The following is a 17736-nucleotide window of genomic DNA, read 5'->3' as shown; positions in this document are numbered from 1 at the left end:
TCCGATTGGTGCTTGACGGACGTGGGGGAAATCCGCCTCTCTGGCGCCATCGAGAAGATCAACACCAATTGGGAGAGCCGCCGATGAGCGCAACTGTCATCAAGGAATTCGAGCAGATCAAGCTGGAGAAGGAGAACGGCATTGCCGTGCTGACGCTCTACCGGCCGGACAAGATGAACGCGTTCACCGGCAAGATGATGCAGGAAATGATCGCCGCCTTCGACGAGACCGACAAGGATGACGATGTGAAGGTCGTCATCGTTACCGGCTCGGGCGAGCGGGCTTTCTGTGCCGGGGCCGACCTATCGGAAGGCGCGAAGACGTTCGACTATGACGCCCGCGCCTCCTCGGGCGAAGCGGGCCGGACGGAGAAGACCGACATCCAGCGCGATGGCGGTGGCCGCGTGACGCTGCGTATCTTCGAAAGCCTGAAGCCTGTCATCGGCGCGATCAATGGCGCGGCCGTCGGCATCGGCGTCACCATGCAGCTGCCGATGGATATCCGCATCGCCTCGGACAATGCCCGCTTCGGCTTTGTCTTCAACAGCCGCGGTATCAATCCGGAAGCCGCCTCGAGCTGGTTCCTGCCCCGCCTGGTCGGCATCTCCAAAGCGCTGGAATGGTGCTATACGGGCCGCGTCTTCCCGGCCTCCGAAGCGCTGGCCGGCGGGCTTGTTTCCGAAGTCGTGCCGCAGGCCGACCTGATGAAGCGGGCCAAGGAACTGGCCACCGAGATCGCCACCAAGACCGCGCCGGTCTCCAATGCGCTCACCCGTCACATGATGTGGCGCATGCTGGGCGCGTCGCACCCGATGGAAGCGCACATCGTCGATTCGGCGGCCATCTATGAGCGCGGCCAGTCGCCGGATGCGAAAGAGGGCGTGATGAGCTTCCTCGAAAAGCGGGCCGCCGAATACACCGTGCCGGTGTCGAGCGGCATGCCGACCTTCTTCCCGTGGTGGGAGGATCCGTCCTTCAAGTGGATTTCGAAGAAAGGCGGCTGAGGCGCCTTGGCGGCTTGAACGGGTAGCCGGCCGCAATGGCCAGGCTACCCGCTCCAGGAGGCCGGCTCGGGCGTCGAGGGGAGGAAACGCCGGCTCCTGTTTTCCGCATGTGGAAAATCAGACGCCCGGCACAAGGGATTCCGTCGCTCCCGGCTGCATTAAATGTCGTTCATTCAAGAGACTGCGCCGAGAGCCGGCCCGGTCAGGCGCGGCCTGGGCTCACATTCTTCATGTTCCAGATCGGCGTGCGGATCACCATCCAGATGATCAGGATGGTCATGCCGAGCGCCGGGACCACGGCCACGCGCTGCGGCTGGTCGGGGAAGAAGTCGACCAGCCAGCCCATCAGCGCAGCGCCGAAGGGCGCCCCGGCCATGAAGCCGAGCTGGTAGATCGACAGCACGCGCGCCAGCTGGTCCTTCGGGGCGGCATCCTGAACGATGGAGCGGCTCATCGCGATCGAAACCCCGGCAGCAAGGCCCCAGGCGAAAACGATGGAGAGGAACACCCAGTGCGGCGGCTTGGCCAGCATGATCAGGATGGCGAGCGAGCCGAGCAGCTGCGCGGTCAGCAGCAGCCGGCCCTGGCGCTTGATATGGCGAAACACCGACAGCGCCACAGATGACACGAAGGCGCCGAGCCAGAAGGTCACGAACATGTCGCGGATGCCGTCCGAAGCGAGGCCGTAAATGTCCCGGTTGATAATTGGCAGGACGACGAGGAAGGAGCCGATCACGAAGATGCCGACGCCGAACATCAGCGCCGTCATCGCCCAGAGTTTGGGATTGGCCAGCACCACCTGGAAGCCTTCGTTGATGTCCCCGAAGGCGGCGCCGAGGCCCGAGCGGCCCGTGCGCACGCTGCGCCCGCGGGCCAGGAAGATCGCAAAGCCGGTGCCCATCGCGACGATGATGGCCTGGAAGGTCAGCAGTTCCCAGCTCGGGATCGGGCCAACAGAGAAGCCGCCGAGGAAGTCCGGCATCCGGGTCAGCTTGTCGGCATAGCCGCCAATGATGAGGCCCGCGATCTGCGCAGCAAACTGCGCGATGGTCGCGAAGGCCACGCCCTGCTGCAGGGTCACGCCCGATCCGACCCGCGAACGCCGGTCGACCACTTCATTGAGCACCGAATCGCGCGCCGGCATCATGAAGGCGCCGACCGTGCCCATCGCAATGCCGTAGATGATCATGAAGCCATAGGCGAGATTGCCGGTGGCCAGCACAAAGGCGAGGCCGGCCGCAGGCAGGGCGGCGGCAAAGTGCAGGATCATCAGGAGCGGCTTGCTGCGCGAGCGTTCCGCGATCACCCCGCCCAGCAGCAGGAAGATCACGGACGGGCCGGACAGCGCCATGTTGGCAAGGCCAAGCTCGGTCCCGTCCAGGCCGAGCCGGTTGGTGATGAGGTAGGGGAACAGCACCATCTGCAGCCCGAAGGCCATGTACCAGCTGCACTGGATCAGGAGGTAGGCGGGCAGTTCGGATTTCACCCAGCGATGCGTGCGCCGGGCAAATAGCGAGCGGGCGGTGAATTCCAGCGAGGTGCCGGCGCCGGTCGCGCTGTCGATGCCGCTGACCGGGGACTTGATCTGGACGGTGCGGTCGTCCTCGAGGCCGTCGAGGTCGATGTCTTCCTCGCCGGGTTCCGCGTCGCGGTTGTCATCCGTCATTCGGTACGCTCTCACCTCTGTATTGGGGCAACTTATAGGCCGCGTTCCGATAGAAAAGCAAAAAGGCGCAGTCTCGCCTTGCGTAAGCTTCGCAGCGCAGTGTGGTTAACGTGTCATTGTTTTCTGCGAGCATGTCGTTATCCTCCGGAATCTGTCGAGTTGAGAGGGACGAACCGGCTATGCGTGGACTGCGCCTTCTGGCGAGCTGGGTGCTCGCGCTGTTCCTGATCTTCATGTTCCTGCAGGCAACGGTCCACCCGCTGCCCAATCCCCCCGAGGGGATGGTGAAGCTGTTCGACCGGCCGGGCGAGAACATCGTCTTCCAGACCATGGCAACGAAGACGGGCATGGACTGGCTCGAACCGACGGGCCGCGTCCTGATTGCGATTGCCGAGCTTCTGGCCTGTCTTTTCCTGCTTATCCCGTACTCACGCCGGTTCGGCGCGGTGCTGTCCTTCTTCATCCTGGCCGGCGCGCTGACGGCGCACCTGATGCCTGATGTGCTTGGCCGTGAAGTGCCGTTGGCCATAGGCTCCAGCGAGACTGATGGCGGGCGGCTTTTCGCACTCGCGATCGCGATGCTGGCGGTGTCGATGCTGTTGATCTTCGTCCACCCCGGCAAGCGCCGGAACCCGTTCCGCTAGCGGCTGAAGCGGACGGCAACCAAACTCAATGTTAACGACTCCCTGCGAGGGTCGTCGCCTCGTAAGCTGAACCCGGTCCAGTCATGGCAGACATTGTAGAGCTTCCCGACTCCCCGAAGATCGGCCGCGCCCGCCGCGTACTCCTGCGCCGGCTGATCGACTTCGTCGCGCTGCCTGCCACGGCGGCCGCGCCGCAGGACCGGTCCATGGCCGGTGACATCCTGCTCGACATGCTGTTTCACGCGACCGAGGAAGAACGGATTTTCTGTGCCCAGCGCCTGAAGATCACGAAGGAAGCGCCGCGCCGCCTGATGCGCTACCTTGCCCAGTGCAAGGTCGAAGTGGCGCGCTATGTCCTTGAAGACAACGAGGTCTATGATGGCTCGGACCTTTGCGAGTTCATCGACAACACCACGCTCGAGCACCGGCTGCTGATTGCCCGCCGCAAGCGTCTCGACCCGGCTGTCGCCGAGCGCTTGTGCAAGCGCGACGAGCCTGCCGTTCTGAAGGCGCTGCTGCAGAATAATGGAGCGGTCATTCCCGAAGCCGGCATGGACCAGCTGGTTGAGCACTCGCGCAAGCATGAATCCCTCACAGCCCTCATCATCAAGCGGCTTGAGCTGATCCCGAGCCAGGCCATGGCGATGTTCTGGTGGTCCGACGGGGCGACGCGCCGCGCGATCCTGCAGCGCCAGGCAGCTGACCGTCTGGAGCTCGTCGACCTGTGCTCCGACGTCTTCGCCATTGCTGCCGAAGAATCCTGGAACGATCCGATTGCCATCAAGACGCTGCAACTGATCGAGCGGCGCCAGCGCAACCGGCGGGCCATTGGCCAGAGCGAGTTCGACAGCCTTGAGCATGCTGTCGAAGTGGCTGCGGAAAAGGGGCTGAACCCCGAAATTGCCCAGGAGATCGGTTTCCTGGCCGGGGTCAAACCCGTCACGATCGCAAAGATCCTGTCGGACGCGGGCGGTGAAGGACTGGCGGTGCTCTGCAAGGCAACCGGCCTGAAGCGGGCCTACCTGCCGCTGCTCTGGAAGGCGCTGCGCCGGCCGATGGAACTCGACACAGACGAGCCGCATCCGCAGTTTGCCTATGTCCGGGAAACCTATGAGCTCCTGTCGGTCGCCAAGGCGCAGACAACCCTGCGGTACTGGAACTGGTCGCTGTCTGCCTCCTACGCGCCGCGACCGGCTGCGGATGTATCCAGCGAAGAGGAACTGGCGCCGGCCCAGGAGCAGTATTCCGCCTCCGAACGCACGGCCCGACTGGTGTTTGGCCGATAGGGAACTAGATCTCCGTTGCCGCAAAAACAGCCATTGCGTCAATTTGGCCGCCGACAGCTGCTTGGGTCTGGTCAAACCTTGCCCGAGCAATTAACAGCGACGATAAACGTGCAGCAGCAATTGTCGGAGCGGGTTTCGCGTGGGCTACTTTCTGGGGCTGATCGTTGTCTTGGGCGCGCTGTGGCTCGGTCTATCGGGCATGTTCAAGCCGCTGCTCCTGACACTGTCCGTCATATCGATTGTGATTTCGATTCTTCTGGCCGCACGGCTTAATACCGTCGACCGGGAAGGTGTGCCCTATGCGCGCGCACCAAACCTGTTTCTCTACTGGGGCTGGCTGGTCATCGAAATCTTCAAGGCAAACTGGCCCGTGATTCGTGCCTGTGTCAGCGCCGATCTCGACATCAATCCGGCGCTGGTGAAGGTGAAGACACGCTGCGAAAGCGACCTCGCCAAGACCATCTTCGCGAACTCCATCACGCTGACGCCGGGCACGGTGACGGTCGAGGTCGAGGGCGACAAACTCCTTGTCCATGCCCTGTTCGAGGAATCGGCGACTCCGGACGCCTTCACGGAAATGGATGAACGCTCGTGGCGGGCCGCCGATGGCCGCCAGGCGGGCAAGACAACACAGGTGAAAGCATGATCGGTGCTGCCGCCATCGCCCTGATCGTCGCGATTGCCCTGATGCTGATCCGGGCGCTGCGCGGGCCGACCCTCTATGATCGCGTGCTCGCGGTGAACTCGCTCGGCACCAAGATCGTGCTGTTCATCGGTATTCTCGGCTTTGTGCTGGGGCGACCGGACTTCCTTGATATTGCTGTGCTTTATGCGCTGATCAACTTCGTTTCGACGATCGCGATCCTGAAATTCTTCCGCTATCGCTCCTTCCAGGTGCCGCTGATGCGCCGGACGGTGCCGCGCCAGACACAGCCGGAGGGCGACGATGTCTGAGATCCTGAACGTGATCATGACGATCAAGCCTATCCTGGGCGCGCTGCTCTGCCTGATCGGGGCTAGCCTGGCGGTGATCGGCACGGTTGGCGTCCTGCGCTTTCCCGATTTCTACACCCGCCTGCACGCCGCCAGTGTGACCGATACCGGCGCGGCGACCATTGCGATTGTCGGCATGGCGCTTCTGGCGCCGAGCTGGCTCATCGTGTTCAAGCTCGCCGCGATCTGGCTGTTCCTGTTCCTGACCGGCCCGACAGGGTCGCATGCCCTCGCCAATGCCGCGCACACGGCTGGCCTGCAGCCGGTCATCGGCCGCCAGCGCGACCGGGCCGGGGAGTCTGACTCTGAGGAGGCATCATGACCGGATACGAAGGCGCCGACCTCGCCATTGCGCTGATCAATGTCATCCTGCTCGGCCTGCTTTTTGTCGTGGCGATTGCGATTGCCCGCATGCGCAGCCTGTTTGCCATCGTCATGCTGTCGGGCATCTATTCGCTGATCTCCGCGTCCTGGTTCGTGGCGCTGGATGCGGTCGACGTGGCATTTACCGAAGCTGCCGTGGGTGCGGGCATCTCCACGGCGCTGCTGCTCGGCGCGATGCTGCTGACCTCGCGCACCGCCAAGCCGGAGAAGCGCTCGACGGCCATCGTGCCGCTCCTCGTCGTGATCGCTGTGGGCTGCATGCTGGTCTATGCGACGATCGACCTTCCAGCCTTCGGCGACCCGGACAGCCCGGCCAATACCTATGTCGGCACCGCCTATATTGAGCGCACGCCGCAGGATATCGGCGTTCCGAACATCGTGACCGCCGTGCTCGCCTCCTATCGGGGCTTCGATACGCTCGGCGAGGTCGGGGTTGTCTTCGCGGCGGCGCTGGCGGTGATCCTGCTGCTCGGCTTCGGCGAGCGCTCACTTTCGGCTGCGATCGGCCGCAAGGACAAGGGAGGACGCGGATGAGCCAGAAGACCGATCATCACGTGATCCTGCGGGTTGTCGCCAAGCCGCTGATCCCGATCATTTCATTGTTTGCCTTCTATGTTCAGTTCCACGGCGACTACAGTCCGGGCGGCGGATTCCAGGCGGGCGTCATCTTTGCCGTGGCCGTGATTCTCTATGCGCTGATCTTCGGCATAGCGCCGGCCATGCGGGCGGTGCCGCCGGTCTTTACCCGGTCGCTCGCCGCCTTCGGCTTCCTGCTTTATGCCGGTGTCGGCGTCTGGGCGCTGATCATGGGCGGGAATTTCCTCGACTATGACGCGCTGTTCAACGAGCCGCCGGGCGGCCATGACGGCCAGCACTACGGCATCCTGCTGATCGAGCTTGGCGTGCTGCTCGCCGTGGCCGGGTCGATGCTGTCGATCTTCTACGCCTTTGCCGGCCGGGTCACCGAAATCAAGGATGAGGACTGGTAATGCTGGAATTCATCCTGGAGCGCGGCAATTACTGGGCGATCATCGGCCTGATGATGATCGGCCTCTATACGCTGTTTGCCGCCACCAATCTGATCAAGCGGCTGGTCGGCCTGTCGATCTTCCAGACCTCGATCATCCTGTTCTACATCTCGCTGAGCCGTATCGATGGCGGCACCGCGCCGATCCTCTACGGCAAGGATGCCAAGGGCCATGGCGGCGGACATGGCGAGGAGGCAGCCGCCGGCTATGGCGCCGATGCGGCAAGCGCGGCCAGCGATGCGGCGCATGGCGCTGCCGATGCGGCCCATGGCGCGGCCAGCCACGGCTTTGAACACGTCTATTCCAACCCGCTGCCACACGTTCTGATGCTGACTGCGATTGTCGTGGGCGTCGCCACCCTTGCGGTCGGACTCGCCATTGTCGTGCGCATCCGTGAAGCCTACGGGACCATCGAGGCCGACGAGATCCGCGACATGGATCTCGACGTGGCGCTGGCACAATACGCTGAGGACCATCCAGGCGAGGCGAATCCGGCATGATCGAGTGGATTCTTGAACTGGCGCCGGCATGGGCCGAAGCGCATGCCCCGGCTCTGATCGTCGTCCTGCCGCTGCTGGCTGGCCCGATCTGTGCCTTCCTGCCCGGGCAGGGCCGCACGGCCTGGCTGTTCACGGTCCTTGTGACGGGCCTTTGCACGCTGCTCGCGCTTGTCCTGCTTGCGCAGGTCCAGTCGGTCGAGGGCGGGGCGATTATCTCCTATGCCATGGGCGGCTGGGAGCCGCCCTTCGGCATCGAGTTCCGCATCGACGCGCTGAACGTGCTGGTCCTGCTGCTCGTCAGCGTGATCGCCTTCCTCACCAGCATCTTCGGCTGGCCATCGATCCAGGCTGAGATCAACGAGGAAAAGCGCGCCATGTTCTTCGGCGCCTTCCAGGTCTGCTTCATGGGCCTCCTGGGCGTGACGGCGACGGGCGACGCGTTCAACTTCTTCGTCTTCCTCGAGCTGTCCTCCATCGCGACCTATGTGCTCGTCGCGCTCGGCTCCGGCCGTGACCGGCGCGCGCTGCCCGCAGCGATCAATTACCTTCTCATGGGGACAATCGGCGCGAGCTTCTATGTCGTCGGCGTCGGCTTCCTTTACGCCTCGACGGGCACGCTCAACATGGCCGATCTCGCCGTGCGCCTGCAGGATGTCGGCGGCAACCGGGCGGTGCAGGTCGGCTTTGCCTTCATCCTGGTCGGGCTTGGCCTGAAGGCCGCGATGTTCCCGCTGCACCAGTGGCTGCCGAACGCCTATTCCTACAGCCCGAGCTTTGTGACGGCTTTCCTCGCCGCGACGGCGACCAAGGTGGCGATCTATGCGCTGGTGCGGTTCCTGTTCTCGGTCTTCTCGCTGGAATACATCTTCGAGGGGGCCAGCCTGGCGTTGATCCTCGCGCCGATGGGGATCGCGGCGATGCTCGCCTGTTCGTTCCAGGCGATCTTCCAGAGCGATGTCCGGCGAACACTGGCCTACTCATCGGTCGCCCAGGTTGGCTACATGCTGCTCGGCATTTCGCTTGGCACCGCAGCCGGCGTTTCGGCGGGCATGTTCCACCTCGTCAACCACGCGCTGATGAAGGGCGCGCTGTTCATGGCGGTGGCCGGCGTCGTGCTGACCTATAAGGGGACGCGCATCCATGATTTCGCAGGCCTCGGCCGCTCGGCCCCGTGGACGATGACCGCCTTTGCGATTGGTGCCCTGTCGCTGATCGGCGTTCCGCTGACGGCCGGCTTCCAGTCGAAATTCGCCCTGGTCTCCGCGCTGTTGTCGAGCGGCTGGTGGTGGGCGGCGCTGATTGTCGTCTTCTCCTCGGTCCTGGCGGTCATCTATATGGGGCGCATCCTGGAGGCGGTCTTCTTCCGCCCGCCGAACAATCCGCAGAAGCGCCACAAGGAGGCGCCGATGCTGCTGCTCGTGCCGCTCTGGATCCTGGCGCTGGCCAATATCTGGGTCGGTATCAATGGCAACTTCGTCTCGGGCCTGGCTGACAATGCCGCCGCCGCACTCTTCGTGGGAGGCGCCCAATGACCGGTGAAACCCTGATTATTGCGGCGCTGCTGATCCCGCTGGCCACGGCTGCCGGTATCTTCTTCGCTGGCAAGCTGCCGGATGTCCGCGAAGGGGTGACCTTGCTCGGTGCGGGCGCGCTGTTCGTGGTGTCTGTATGGCTGGCTGGCACGGTCACCAGCGACGCACCAGCCGAACTCCTGCTCGGAACGTCGGTGCCGGGGCTGGACTTTGCCTTCAAGATGGAGCCGCTGGGCGCGATGTTCGCGCTGATCGCGAGTGGCCTGTGGATCGTCAATAGCTTCTATTCCATCGGCTATATGCGCGGGAACCGGGAGCGGAACCAGACGCGCTTCTATATCTGCTTCGCCATTGCGCTGCTGGGCGCGGTCGGCGTCGCGATGGCGGCCAACCTGTTCACCCTGTTCGTCTTCTATGAAGTGCTGACCCTGTCGACTTTCCCGCTGGTCGCGCACAAGGAAGATTCCAACGCCCTGCGCGGCGGGCGCATCTATCTGATGACGCTGCTGGCGACCTCGATCGGCCTGTTCCTTGTCGCCATCATCTGGACGGCCACCCTTGCCGGCGGAATGGATTTCGTCCCGGGTGGCCTGCTGGCCAGCGCCGAAGGCGTGACGCCGGTGGTCGCCAGCGCACTCCTGATCCTGTTTGCCTTCGGGATCGGCAAGGCGGCGCTGATGCCGGTCCATTTCTGGCTACCCAATGCGATGGTGGCCCCAACGCCCGTCTCAGCCCTGCTGCACGCTGTCGCCGTTGTGAAGGCGGGCGTGTTCACGATGGCGAAGGTCGGCCTCTATGTGTTTGGCTATGACCTCCTTAAGGAGACCCCGGCGCGGGACTTCGTTCTCGGCGTCGCCTGCTTCACCATCGTGGTCGCCTCGCTGATTGCGCTCACCAAGGATGACCTGAAGGCCCGGCTTGCCTATTCGACCGTCGGCCAGCTCGCCTATGTGACGGCCGGTGTGATGCTGGCCACACAGGCCGGCATGATGGGCGGAGCGCTGCAGATTCCGGCCCACGCCTTCGGCAAGATGACGCTCTTCATGTGTGCAGGCGCGATCTATGTCGCGACGGGCAAGAAGGCGATTTCGGAGATGCGCGGCCTCGGGCGGCGTATGCCCTGGGTATTCGGGGCTTTCCTTGTCGGCTCGCTCTCGATCATCGGCATTCCGCCTTTCGCCGGGGCCTGGCCGAAAGTGCTGCTGATGCTCGGCTCTTCCGATTCCGGCGACAGCTATGTCGCCTGGGTGCTGATCATCTCCTCGCTTCTCAATATTGCCTATCTCCTGCCGATCGCCATTCTCGGCCTGATGCCGCCCAAGGGCACGCCGGAACCGGCGCCCTACAAGCGGCCTGAGGGTGCACCGATCTTCACGGTCGCGGCGCCGGTTTTCACCGCCGTCGGCACGCTTGTCCTGTTCTTCTTCATGGGCGAGCTCTACGACTTTCTCCTGCCAGCCATCGGAGGCCAGCCATGAGCGACTCCACCAAGCCGCCCCATCTGAGCGATCATGGCGAGCATGCGCTGCCTGATGACAGCCAGACCTCGCCGGTTGCCAAAGTCCTGTTCGGCTGGACGTCGAAACCGTGGACGGGACGTGTCCTGTTCATCCTTCTGGGTGTTGTTTCGCTGGGCCTGGTCCTGGTTGAGCCGCTGCTCGAAGTCATGGCCGGGGAGGGGCATCACTTCCGCCACACCTATTTCAACATCGACGGCATCACCGCCTTCCATGCCTGGTGGGGCTTCGGCGCCTTTGCGCTGGTCGTGCTGGCCGGCTGGCCGCTCGGCCGGCTGATGCGCCGCGACGAGGACTATTACAAGGATGAGGCCGAACCGGCCGGTGAGGAGCCCCACGAATGAGCGGACTTCTCTCCACCATCAATCCGGGGCTTGTCCTGATCCTGGCCGGCGTGATTGCCGGGCTGACACCGATCCAGCGTGTCCGCCAGGGGCTTGCGCTGGTTGCACCGGTCTTGGCACTTGTGATGCTGCTGGCCGCACCGCGTGAGACCGACCTCGCCACGATGAGCCTGATGGACTTCGACATGGTGCTCTACCGCGTCGACTCGCTTTCCTTCATCTTTGCGCTCGCCTTCCTGATCGCGGCCTTCATCAACGCCGTCTATGCGCTGCATAATGACAACCAGCTCGAGGACTCCATGGCGATGTCCTATATGGGCGCGGCTGTGGCGGCCTGTTTCTGCGGCGACTTCATCAGCCTGTTCGTGTTCTGGGAGTTGACGGCGGTAACATCCGTCTTCCTGATCTTCCTGTCGGGCACGCGCGCGGCCTACAAGGCGGGGATGCGCTATCTCGGCCTGCACGTCCTGTCGGGCGTGATGCTGCTGTTCGGGGCGATGCAGCTCTATTTCGACACGGGCGATATCAGCGTGCGCCAGCTCGAGCTCGGCAATCCGGGCGTGCTGCTCATCTTCCTGGCGCTCGGCATCAAGGCCGGTTTCCCCTTCCTGCATACCTGGCTGGCGGACGCCTATCCGAAGGCTACGGTGACGGGCACGGTTGTCCTTTCGGCCTTCACCACAAAGCTCGCCATCTATGCGCTGGCCCGCATCTTCCCCGGCGAGCAGAGCCTGATCTGGATCGGCGCGATCATGACCGTCTACCCGGTCTTCTTCGCGGTCATTGAAAACGACCTGCGCAAGGTGCTGTCCTTCTCGCTGAACAACCAGCTGGGCTTCATGGTCTGTGCGATCGGCGTTGGCACGCCGCTGGCGCTGAATGGTGCGGCCGCGCACGCCTTCTGTCACATCATGTACAAGTCGCTCCTGTTCATGAGCATGGGCGCGGTCCTCTACCGCACCGGCACAACCAAGGCGACGGAGCTTGGCGGGCTTTACCGCACCATGCCGTGGACGACGCTATTCTGCCTGATCGGCGCGGCCTCGATCTCGGCCTTCCCGCTGTTCTCCGGCTTCGTGTCGAAATCGCTGACGATGAGCGCGGTGGCCGGCGGCGGATTCCTGATCCCGTGGCTGATGCTGCTGTTTGCCTCTGCTGGTGTGCTTGAGCATTCGGGCATCAAGATCCCGTATTTCGCCTTCTTCGGACATGACAGCGGCAAGCGCCCGCGCGAGGCGCCGTTCAACATGCTGCTTGCCATGGGCGCGGCGGCTTTCATCTGCGTGGGCGTCGGCCTGCCAGCCATCATGCCGGGCTTCGGCTTCGACTGGCTGTACTCGATCCTGCCCTTCGCGGACGACCCGTATACGGCGCGGTACGAGCCCTATACGGCCGACCACATCCTGACGCAGATGCAGCTGCTGGTGCTGGCGATCTTCGCCTTCGCTGTCCTGCAGCGTATCGGGGCCTACCCGCCGGAGAAACGCGGGATCATCCTCGACACCGACATCCTATGGCGCAAGATCGGTTATGGCCTTGCGCGCTGGTCGGGCACGGTCTGGACGAAGGTCGGGCCGGCGATGACCGGCGTGGTCGGCGGCCTGACCGGGCGGGCTTTCAACCGGCTCGAGGCGGCGTTCAGCCCGCGCGGCACAATGGCGCGGGGCGGGCTGAACAACAGCATGGCGATCTGGACGGCCGTCCTGCTTGGCCTGTCACTGCTCGTTGCCTTCTTCATCCGCTGAACAGGTCCCGGCATTGCCGGGCCTGGCTTGCGCGATCTGCGGCAAATAATAGATAGATTTTGATTGCTGGCTGGGGCAGAAGTTCTGGCGAAAGACACTGCAGGGCACTAGGATCTGCAATGGAAGCAACTATTTACACGTCAATCCGTTTGTAAGTAGAAGACAAGATCAAGATAATTCTGTTGGAGTAAAAAGTGGACGCAACCGTAGATAATGGCGCATCGCCGATGACCGACGCGCTTGAACTGACGACGGAGATCGTCGCGGCCTATGTCAGCAACAATCCTGTGCAGAGCAGCGAGCTCTCCAATCTCATTCGTAGCGTTCATGAGACCTTGCAGGGGCTGACCGGGCCGGCTGTAGAGGTCACGGAAGCCAAGCCCGCCATTCCGGTGAAGAAGTCTGTTACCGACGACTACATCATCTGCCTGGAAGACGGGAAGAAGTTCAAATCCCTGAAGCGGCACCTGCGTGCCAAGTATGACATGACGCCGGAGGAGTATCGGGAGAAGTGGGGCCTGCCTTATGATTACCCGATGGTCGCGCCCAGCTATGCCCGCAAGCGCTCGAAGCTGGCGAAGCAGATGGGGCTTGGTACCGGTAAAAAGTGATAGACTAGAATGCCATAATACTTTGTTTCGCATCCGAAACGGAAAAGTTACGAAACCGAAATAAAGTATTCATTCAGTCATAGTTAATTTTTTACATACAGAACTCTTGTCGAGGGAGTCGAATTCAGCCACACATGACGTATCACAACGTCACGGGGGTGGCTGAGATGACTGCTAAAGCAGGTTTTCGCGGACTGAATGCCGCACAGAGGGAAATCATTTCCCACTGGTATGAGGTCAAAGGCGGCCGGCTCGTTCCGGGCAAGGCCGATATCGACCCTGGCGCCTTGAGGGCGCATCTTGCTTCCATATCCATTGTCGAAGTCGATCTTCGCGGACAGGCGCGTTTCCGGATAGCGGGATCGGGCCTGCGCCGGATTCTCGGCGGTGAGATGCGGGGCAGGCTTATTAATGAGCTTGAGCGCGACAAGGCCGACATGTGGTCGCTTGGCCTGATGGCGGCGATCGACCGGGTCGAACCGGTCGGTGGAATCATCGACCGTGCCAAGGACCGCCATGCCTGGCTACGCCTGCCGCTCGGCAGCGCCGGCACATCGAGCTTCGTGCTTTGTCATGACGTGCTGCTGGCGCATGAGGTGCCTGAGGAACCGAAGGGCTTCGGCCTGTTTTCCGCGGCGCCGTCCGGATTGGCTGCCTGATTCTTTTCGGATTGATTTCCTGAAATAGGAAAAATATCCTACACCTGTTCCCGGTGCCCTAGGCTTGGCGCATCGATACAGAACAGGAGCAGGATATGGAACGCGCAGCCAGGCAGAAAGACGAGCTGAACGTACGGCTGGCCGCCGGGATTACGGGGTTTTCGCTGGGGATTCCGTCAGAGGCGATTCTCAATGGCGAGCAGCGCGAACACCGGATTGCGCGCGCCCGGCAGGTCGCCATGTATCTCAGCCATGTTGTGCTCGGGATGAGTCTCGCCCGCATCGCCGCCGCTACGGGGCGGGACCGGTCTACCGTGGCCTATGGCTGTCACAAGATCGAGGATTTCCGCGATGACCCGCGCATGGATGACTGGCTGGATGATCTGGAGATTCGTCTTCGCAGCGCGGCAGGCCTGGACGCTGGAATGCGGCCGCCTAGTCCGCCACCGGCTGAGCATCTGCCGCTGACCTGATCCGGTCCAGCATGGCTCTCAGCCCGTTGGAGCGCTGGGCCGACAGGGCGCCGGTGACACCGATCTTCTCTAGGAAGGCCGGGGCGTCGAAGGCCTGGATTTCTTCACGGGGCGCACCCGAATACAGCCGGATCAGCAGGGCGATCAGCCCGGACACGATCATCGCGTCGGATTCGGCGCGGATGCTCAGTGTTCCGTCAGGGGCTTCGTCCAGCACCATCCAGACCTGCGAGGCGCAGCCCCGGACTTTCGTATCTTCAGTACGCTCTTCAGGCTCAAGATGGGGATTGGCCTTGCCCAGGTCGATGATGTGGGCGTAGCGGGTTTCCCAGTCATCGAGAAACTCGAAGTCTGCAGCAATCTCGTCGGCGCGGTCCTGTATGGTCATAGCCCTTATTTGGTCCGGCTGGCTGCAAAAGAAAACCCCGGTCCGTCAGGAACGGCCCGGGGCAAGAGATTGAAAGAACTGTAATGCTTACTGGCTAACCTTGCTTATGCAACGGCCAACATCAGCAAGGGCATGCTCACCGATGCAAAAAGGCACTTCGAAGTGCTGGTGCGCGGCGGCCACACATTGCTGAAGGTTGAGCTGGGCCATGTTCAGGCAGCCTGCGGTTTGCTTCTCGGTCATCGCGCGCTGCATCGGAGCGGCGGCAGAGCCCTCGCCGCCAATGATGCGATAGGCGGCAAGCGTCGCGATCTGGTCGGCGATCGGCTCCTTGCCGGTCGCGATGCGGCGGTTGGAGATGCCGAGGGCGCCAGCGACGTCAGGCACGCGAATGGCGGATGCGGCGCTGGAAACATTTTCCCAGATCGACGGCGCGCCATTCTTGCCGGCGGTCACCAGGACCGTATCGATGCCCGGCGCGGAGAAGGCTTTCACCATGTCCTCATTGGCCGGGCGGCCGGTGAGGGCTGCCGAGTGGAGCTTGTTCGCGAGGGCCGACGAATCGCCGATCTTGCCCTTCGCCCAGCCTTGGCCTTGCAGCGAATAGGCCTGCTCCTTCACGAAGGCGGCTGTGGTCTCGAGACGCTCGGAGTCGGCATCGACCGCGCCGAGAGCGGCGAAGACGGCCGACTTGCCGCCGTTCAGCGAACGGGCATAGCGCACATCGTTCTGCAGGCCGCGAACCAGCGTGTCCTTGCCGTAGAAGCCTTCGATGTCACGCACGGCAGCGCGGAATTCCGGGTTCTGCGATGCGACGAGGGCAGAGTAGGCCATCCAGCCGCGGGTCAGCTGTTCGGAATTCTGTCCGCCGAGATTGGTCAGTGCCGACTGGATGTCGCCGGAGCTTTTGAAACTGTTCTGCTTGATGTCGGTGACGTCGCCATGGAACGTGGCATAGACGGCCGCCGCCGAAGAGAGTGGATCAGGCGCGAGGCTTGCTTCCGGAGCGGATGCATTCTGCACCTGGGGTTCGGGTTGCGTCTGGGCCGTGGCCGTAAAGGCCAGAGCGACTGCCCCCAGCGCCACCGCGTGAATACGGGTTAGTCTCATCGTCAGGCTCCCTCGCATTAGCTGACTATACACTGACCTATCTTTCCGGATTTTCAAAGCGTATCCTAGCCCCGGAAGACGGTTCAACTGAAACTGTAATCTTTCAGCCGAGCCTCAAGAGTGACTAACAAATCTGACCGGTCTGTTAATGTAATGCGTGAAACCTTTTTAACAGGCATTTTTCTTTTCTGGCTGGTCCTGGCCGGAATCGCGACGGCGTTCGTCGCCGTGCGGGGCATTGAATGGCCGATTGTGGCCATTGCGGCCGGCCTTTGCATCTTCCCGGTCATCACCACCCTGCCGGTCGCGCATGGCGGGCGGCACTGGCCGCGCGGGCGACGGGCGATGCTGGTCTGCCTGCCCTGGATCCTGATGAGCAGCGTCTTTGTCGCCGCCTCCGGGGGCATGGCGTCACCGGCGCTGGTCTTTGTTGTCTTTCCATCGCTGTTCGCGCTGGCCTTCGGGTGGAAGAAGCTCGCCGTCGAGACGTCCGTCTTTGCCCTGATCGCCACCCTGATGGCGGTCCTGGTGTCGAATGACGTGTCGAGCATGCCGGGCGCGGCCTCGCTGGCCAAGGCGAGTGAGATGTATGCCCTGGCGGGGCTCTGCCTGCTGCCCTTCCTTGTCGCGGGCTTTGTCCGCCAGGAGGAATTGAAGGCCGGGCCTGATCCCGCAGCATCACCCGTTTCGCACCTGACCATGCCGCGCGCAAACCCGTCATCCGCTAGGCCGGTGGTCGAGAACGTACCTTCGGAAGGCCCAGCGGCCGGACTTGATCCGATCGACGGGCCGGGCGCTGGCGAGCCGGATGGCGAGGCAATCATCGACGTCACGCGGGAAGGGCGTATCCGGTCGGTATCAGGCGCGGTGCCGCGCGGGCTTCAGTTCCGGGTCGGGCGTGTGTTCGTCGACAGCTTTCCGCCCGCCATGCAGCAGCCCGTCGCGACCGGCCTCAATCAGGGCGGAAGCTTCGTGCAGGCGCTCGGCGACGGGCGGGCCATATCCTTCACCGTCGACCGGCACGATCTCGGCGTGCGGGTCTTCATGGCTGAGGCGGAAGCCAATAATGACAATGAGGCCGGGCCGTCGGGCGCGCAGGAAAGCGCGGATGCCGCTGGCGCCCGGGCCGAACTGGCCGAACGGACGGCCTTCTTCGCCGGGCTCAGCCATGAGCTGAAAACCCCGCTCAATGCGATCCTCGGCTTTGCCGACATCATGCAGTCGGAGCTGCGCGGCCCGATGCCGGAGGCTTACAAGGACTATTCATCGTTGATCCACGATAGCGGCCAGGACCTGCTGCTCATGGTCGAGGACATTCTCGACTATGCCAAGACCGAAGCCGGCCACAGCCGCTTCGACAGCGAGCCGGTCGACCTTGTCGCGAGCGGCGAGTCCGTCATCGCGCAGCTGTCCGGCCAGGCGCAGCGGGCCGATGTGGAGGTCAAACTGCTGGCGAAGGGCGAGGTGTGGGCGCAGGCCGATCCGCGCGCCGTGCGCCAGATCTGGCAGAACCTGCTGTCCAACGCGATCAAGTATTCCGACAAGGGCGGGACGGTGACGCTCGATGCGAAGACCGGCAAGACCGCTGTCGCGCTATCTGTGCGTGACGAGGGTGCCGGTATGGACAAGGAAGACCTCGACCGCATTGCCCGGCCGTTCCAGCAGGGCAGTAATTCACGCGGGCGGGCGGGCACAGGCCTCGGCCTGGCCGTTGTGAAATCCTTTGCCGATGCCATGAAGGGGCGCGTCGTGATCGATACCGCACCGGGTCAGGGCACGCGCGTGCGGGTGGTCCTGCCAAAGGCCAATGCGGATGATGTCTCGGCGATTAACGACGCTGCCGAGTAAGCGC

Annotated in this window: 20 protein-coding genes; 17 read left to right on the top strand and 3 right to left on the bottom strand. The window is 63.1% G+C overall.

Features of this window, described 5'->3' with window-relative positions:
- Window positions 1-83: 83 nt before the first annotated feature.
- Entirely contained in the window at window positions 84-1004 is a 921-nt protein-coding gene (locus tag D1223_RS14465) for a crotonase/enoyl-CoA hydratase family protein (protein WP_119377108.1), read from the top strand.
- 202 nt (window positions 1005-1206) lie between these two features.
- On the opposite strand, the gene D1223_RS14460 is transcribed toward D1223_RS14465, so the two are convergent.
- A complete protein-coding gene (locus D1223_RS14460; RefSeq protein ID WP_119377107.1) occupies window positions 1207-2670 on the bottom strand; it encodes an MFS transporter in 1464 nt (487 codons plus the stop codon).
- A gap of 179 nt (window positions 2671-2849) precedes the next feature.
- On the opposite strand from D1223_RS14460, the gene D1223_RS14455 reads away from it, so the two are divergent.
- The 15 genes from D1223_RS14455 (at window position 2850) to D1223_RS14385 (ending at window position 14386) form a co-directional block, all read left to right on the top strand.
- Window positions 2850-3314: a hypothetical protein gene (locus D1223_RS14455; RefSeq protein WP_233353181.1), complete on the top strand. Its 465-nt coding sequence runs from the start codon at window positions 2850-2852 to the stop codon at window positions 3312-3314.
- Window positions 3315-3397: 83 nt separating this feature from the next.
- A complete protein-coding gene (locus D1223_RS14450; protein ID WP_119377106.1) occupies window positions 3398-4600 on the top strand; it encodes a DUF2336 domain-containing protein in 1203 nt (400 codons plus the stop codon).
- Window positions 4601-4739: 139 nt separating this feature from the next.
- Window positions 4740-5246: a Na+/H+ antiporter subunit E gene (locus D1223_RS14445; RefSeq protein WP_119377105.1), complete on the top strand. Its 507-nt coding sequence runs from the start codon at window positions 4740-4742 to the stop codon at window positions 5244-5246.
- Window positions 5243-5554, top strand: coding sequence for a monovalent cation/H+ antiporter complex subunit F (locus D1223_RS14440; RefSeq protein ID WP_119377104.1), 312 nt, complete (start codon window positions 5243-5245; stop codon window positions 5552-5554). Before D1223_RS14445 ends, D1223_RS14440 begins: the two co-directional genes overlap by 4 nt.
- Entirely contained in the window at window positions 5547-5915 is a 369-nt protein-coding gene (gene mnhG / locus D1223_RS14435) for a monovalent cation/H(+) antiporter subunit G (RefSeq protein ID WP_119377103.1), read from the top strand. The genes D1223_RS14440 and mnhG overlap by 8 nt, the downstream gene beginning before the upstream one ends.
- On the top strand, window positions 5912-6511 hold the full coding sequence (locus tag D1223_RS14430) for a DUF4040 domain-containing protein (protein ID WP_119377102.1): 600 nt from the start codon (window positions 5912-5914) through the stop codon (window positions 6509-6511). The genes mnhG and D1223_RS14430 overlap by 4 nt, the downstream gene beginning before the upstream one ends.
- On the top strand, window positions 6508-6966 hold the full coding sequence (locus D1223_RS14425; protein WP_119377101.1) for a Na(+)/H(+) antiporter subunit B: 459 nt from the start codon (window positions 6508-6510) through the stop codon (window positions 6964-6966). Before D1223_RS14430 ends, D1223_RS14425 begins: the two co-directional genes overlap by 4 nt.
- The gene (locus D1223_RS14420; RefSeq protein ID WP_119377100.1) at window positions 6966-7505 is read left to right on the top strand and encodes a cation:proton antiporter subunit C; all 540 of its coding nucleotides are present in this window, start codon (window positions 6966-6968) and stop codon (window positions 7503-7505) included. Before D1223_RS14425 ends, D1223_RS14420 begins: the two co-directional genes overlap by 1 nt.
- Complete coding sequence (locus tag D1223_RS14415) at window positions 7502-9037, top strand: monovalent cation/H+ antiporter subunit D family protein (RefSeq protein WP_199288218.1); 1536 nt, start codon at window positions 7502-7504, stop codon at window positions 9035-9037. Before D1223_RS14420 ends, D1223_RS14415 begins: the two co-directional genes overlap by 4 nt.
- Window positions 9034-10515: a proton-conducting transporter transmembrane domain-containing protein gene (locus D1223_RS14410; protein ID WP_119377099.1), complete on the top strand. Its 1482-nt coding sequence runs from the start codon at window positions 9034-9036 to the stop codon at window positions 10513-10515. The genes D1223_RS14415 and D1223_RS14410 overlap by 4 nt, the downstream gene beginning before the upstream one ends.
- Window positions 10512-10898 (top strand): hypothetical protein, encoded by a 387-nt coding sequence (locus tag D1223_RS14405; protein ID WP_119377098.1) that lies wholly within the window; start codon window positions 10512-10514, stop codon window positions 10896-10898. The genes D1223_RS14410 and D1223_RS14405 overlap by 4 nt, the downstream gene beginning before the upstream one ends.
- Entirely contained in the window at window positions 10895-12643 is a 1749-nt protein-coding gene (locus D1223_RS14400) for a Na(+)/H(+) antiporter subunit D (protein ID WP_119377097.1), read from the top strand. Before D1223_RS14405 ends, D1223_RS14400 begins: the two co-directional genes overlap by 4 nt.
- A gap of 227 nt (window positions 12644-12870) precedes the next feature.
- The gene (locus D1223_RS14395; protein WP_119377162.1) at window positions 12871-13254 is read left to right on the top strand and encodes a MucR family transcriptional regulator; all 384 of its coding nucleotides are present in this window, start codon (window positions 12871-12873) and stop codon (window positions 13252-13254) included.
- 167 nt (window positions 13255-13421) lie between these two features.
- Window positions 13422-13913 (top strand): PAS domain-containing protein, encoded by a 492-nt coding sequence (locus D1223_RS14390; RefSeq protein ID WP_158588497.1) that lies wholly within the window; start codon window positions 13422-13424, stop codon window positions 13911-13913.
- A 95-nt stretch (window positions 13914-14008) separates the two neighbouring features.
- Window positions 14009-14386, top strand: a complete 378-nt coding sequence (locus D1223_RS14385; RefSeq protein WP_119377095.1) for a helix-turn-helix domain-containing protein — start codon at window positions 14009-14011, stop codon at window positions 14384-14386.
- Here the strand turns inward: D1223_RS14385 and D1223_RS14380 are convergent.
- Entirely contained in the window at window positions 14349-14774 is a 426-nt protein-coding gene (locus D1223_RS14380) for a SufE family protein (RefSeq protein WP_119377094.1), read from the bottom strand. The genes D1223_RS14385 and D1223_RS14380 overlap by 38 nt on opposite strands.
- Before the next feature lie 87 nt (window positions 14775-14861).
- Window positions 14862-15884, bottom strand: coding sequence for a hypothetical protein (locus tag D1223_RS14375; RefSeq protein ID WP_147372843.1), 1023 nt, complete (start codon window positions 15882-15884; stop codon window positions 14862-14864).
- A gap of 153 nt (window positions 15885-16037) precedes the next feature.
- On the opposite strand from D1223_RS14375, the gene D1223_RS14370 reads away from it, so the two are divergent.
- Window positions 16038-17732, top strand: coding sequence for a sensor histidine kinase (locus tag D1223_RS14370; protein WP_119377092.1), 1695 nt, complete (start codon window positions 16038-16040; stop codon window positions 17730-17732).
- Window positions 17733-17736 lie beyond the last annotated feature (4 nt).

The organism is Henriciella mobilis (genome assembly GCF_003576285.1).
Taxonomy (GTDB): Bacteria; Pseudomonadota; Alphaproteobacteria; order Caulobacterales; family Hyphomonadaceae; genus Henriciella; species Henriciella mobilis.
This window is presented reverse-complemented; position numbering and strand designations above follow the sequence as displayed.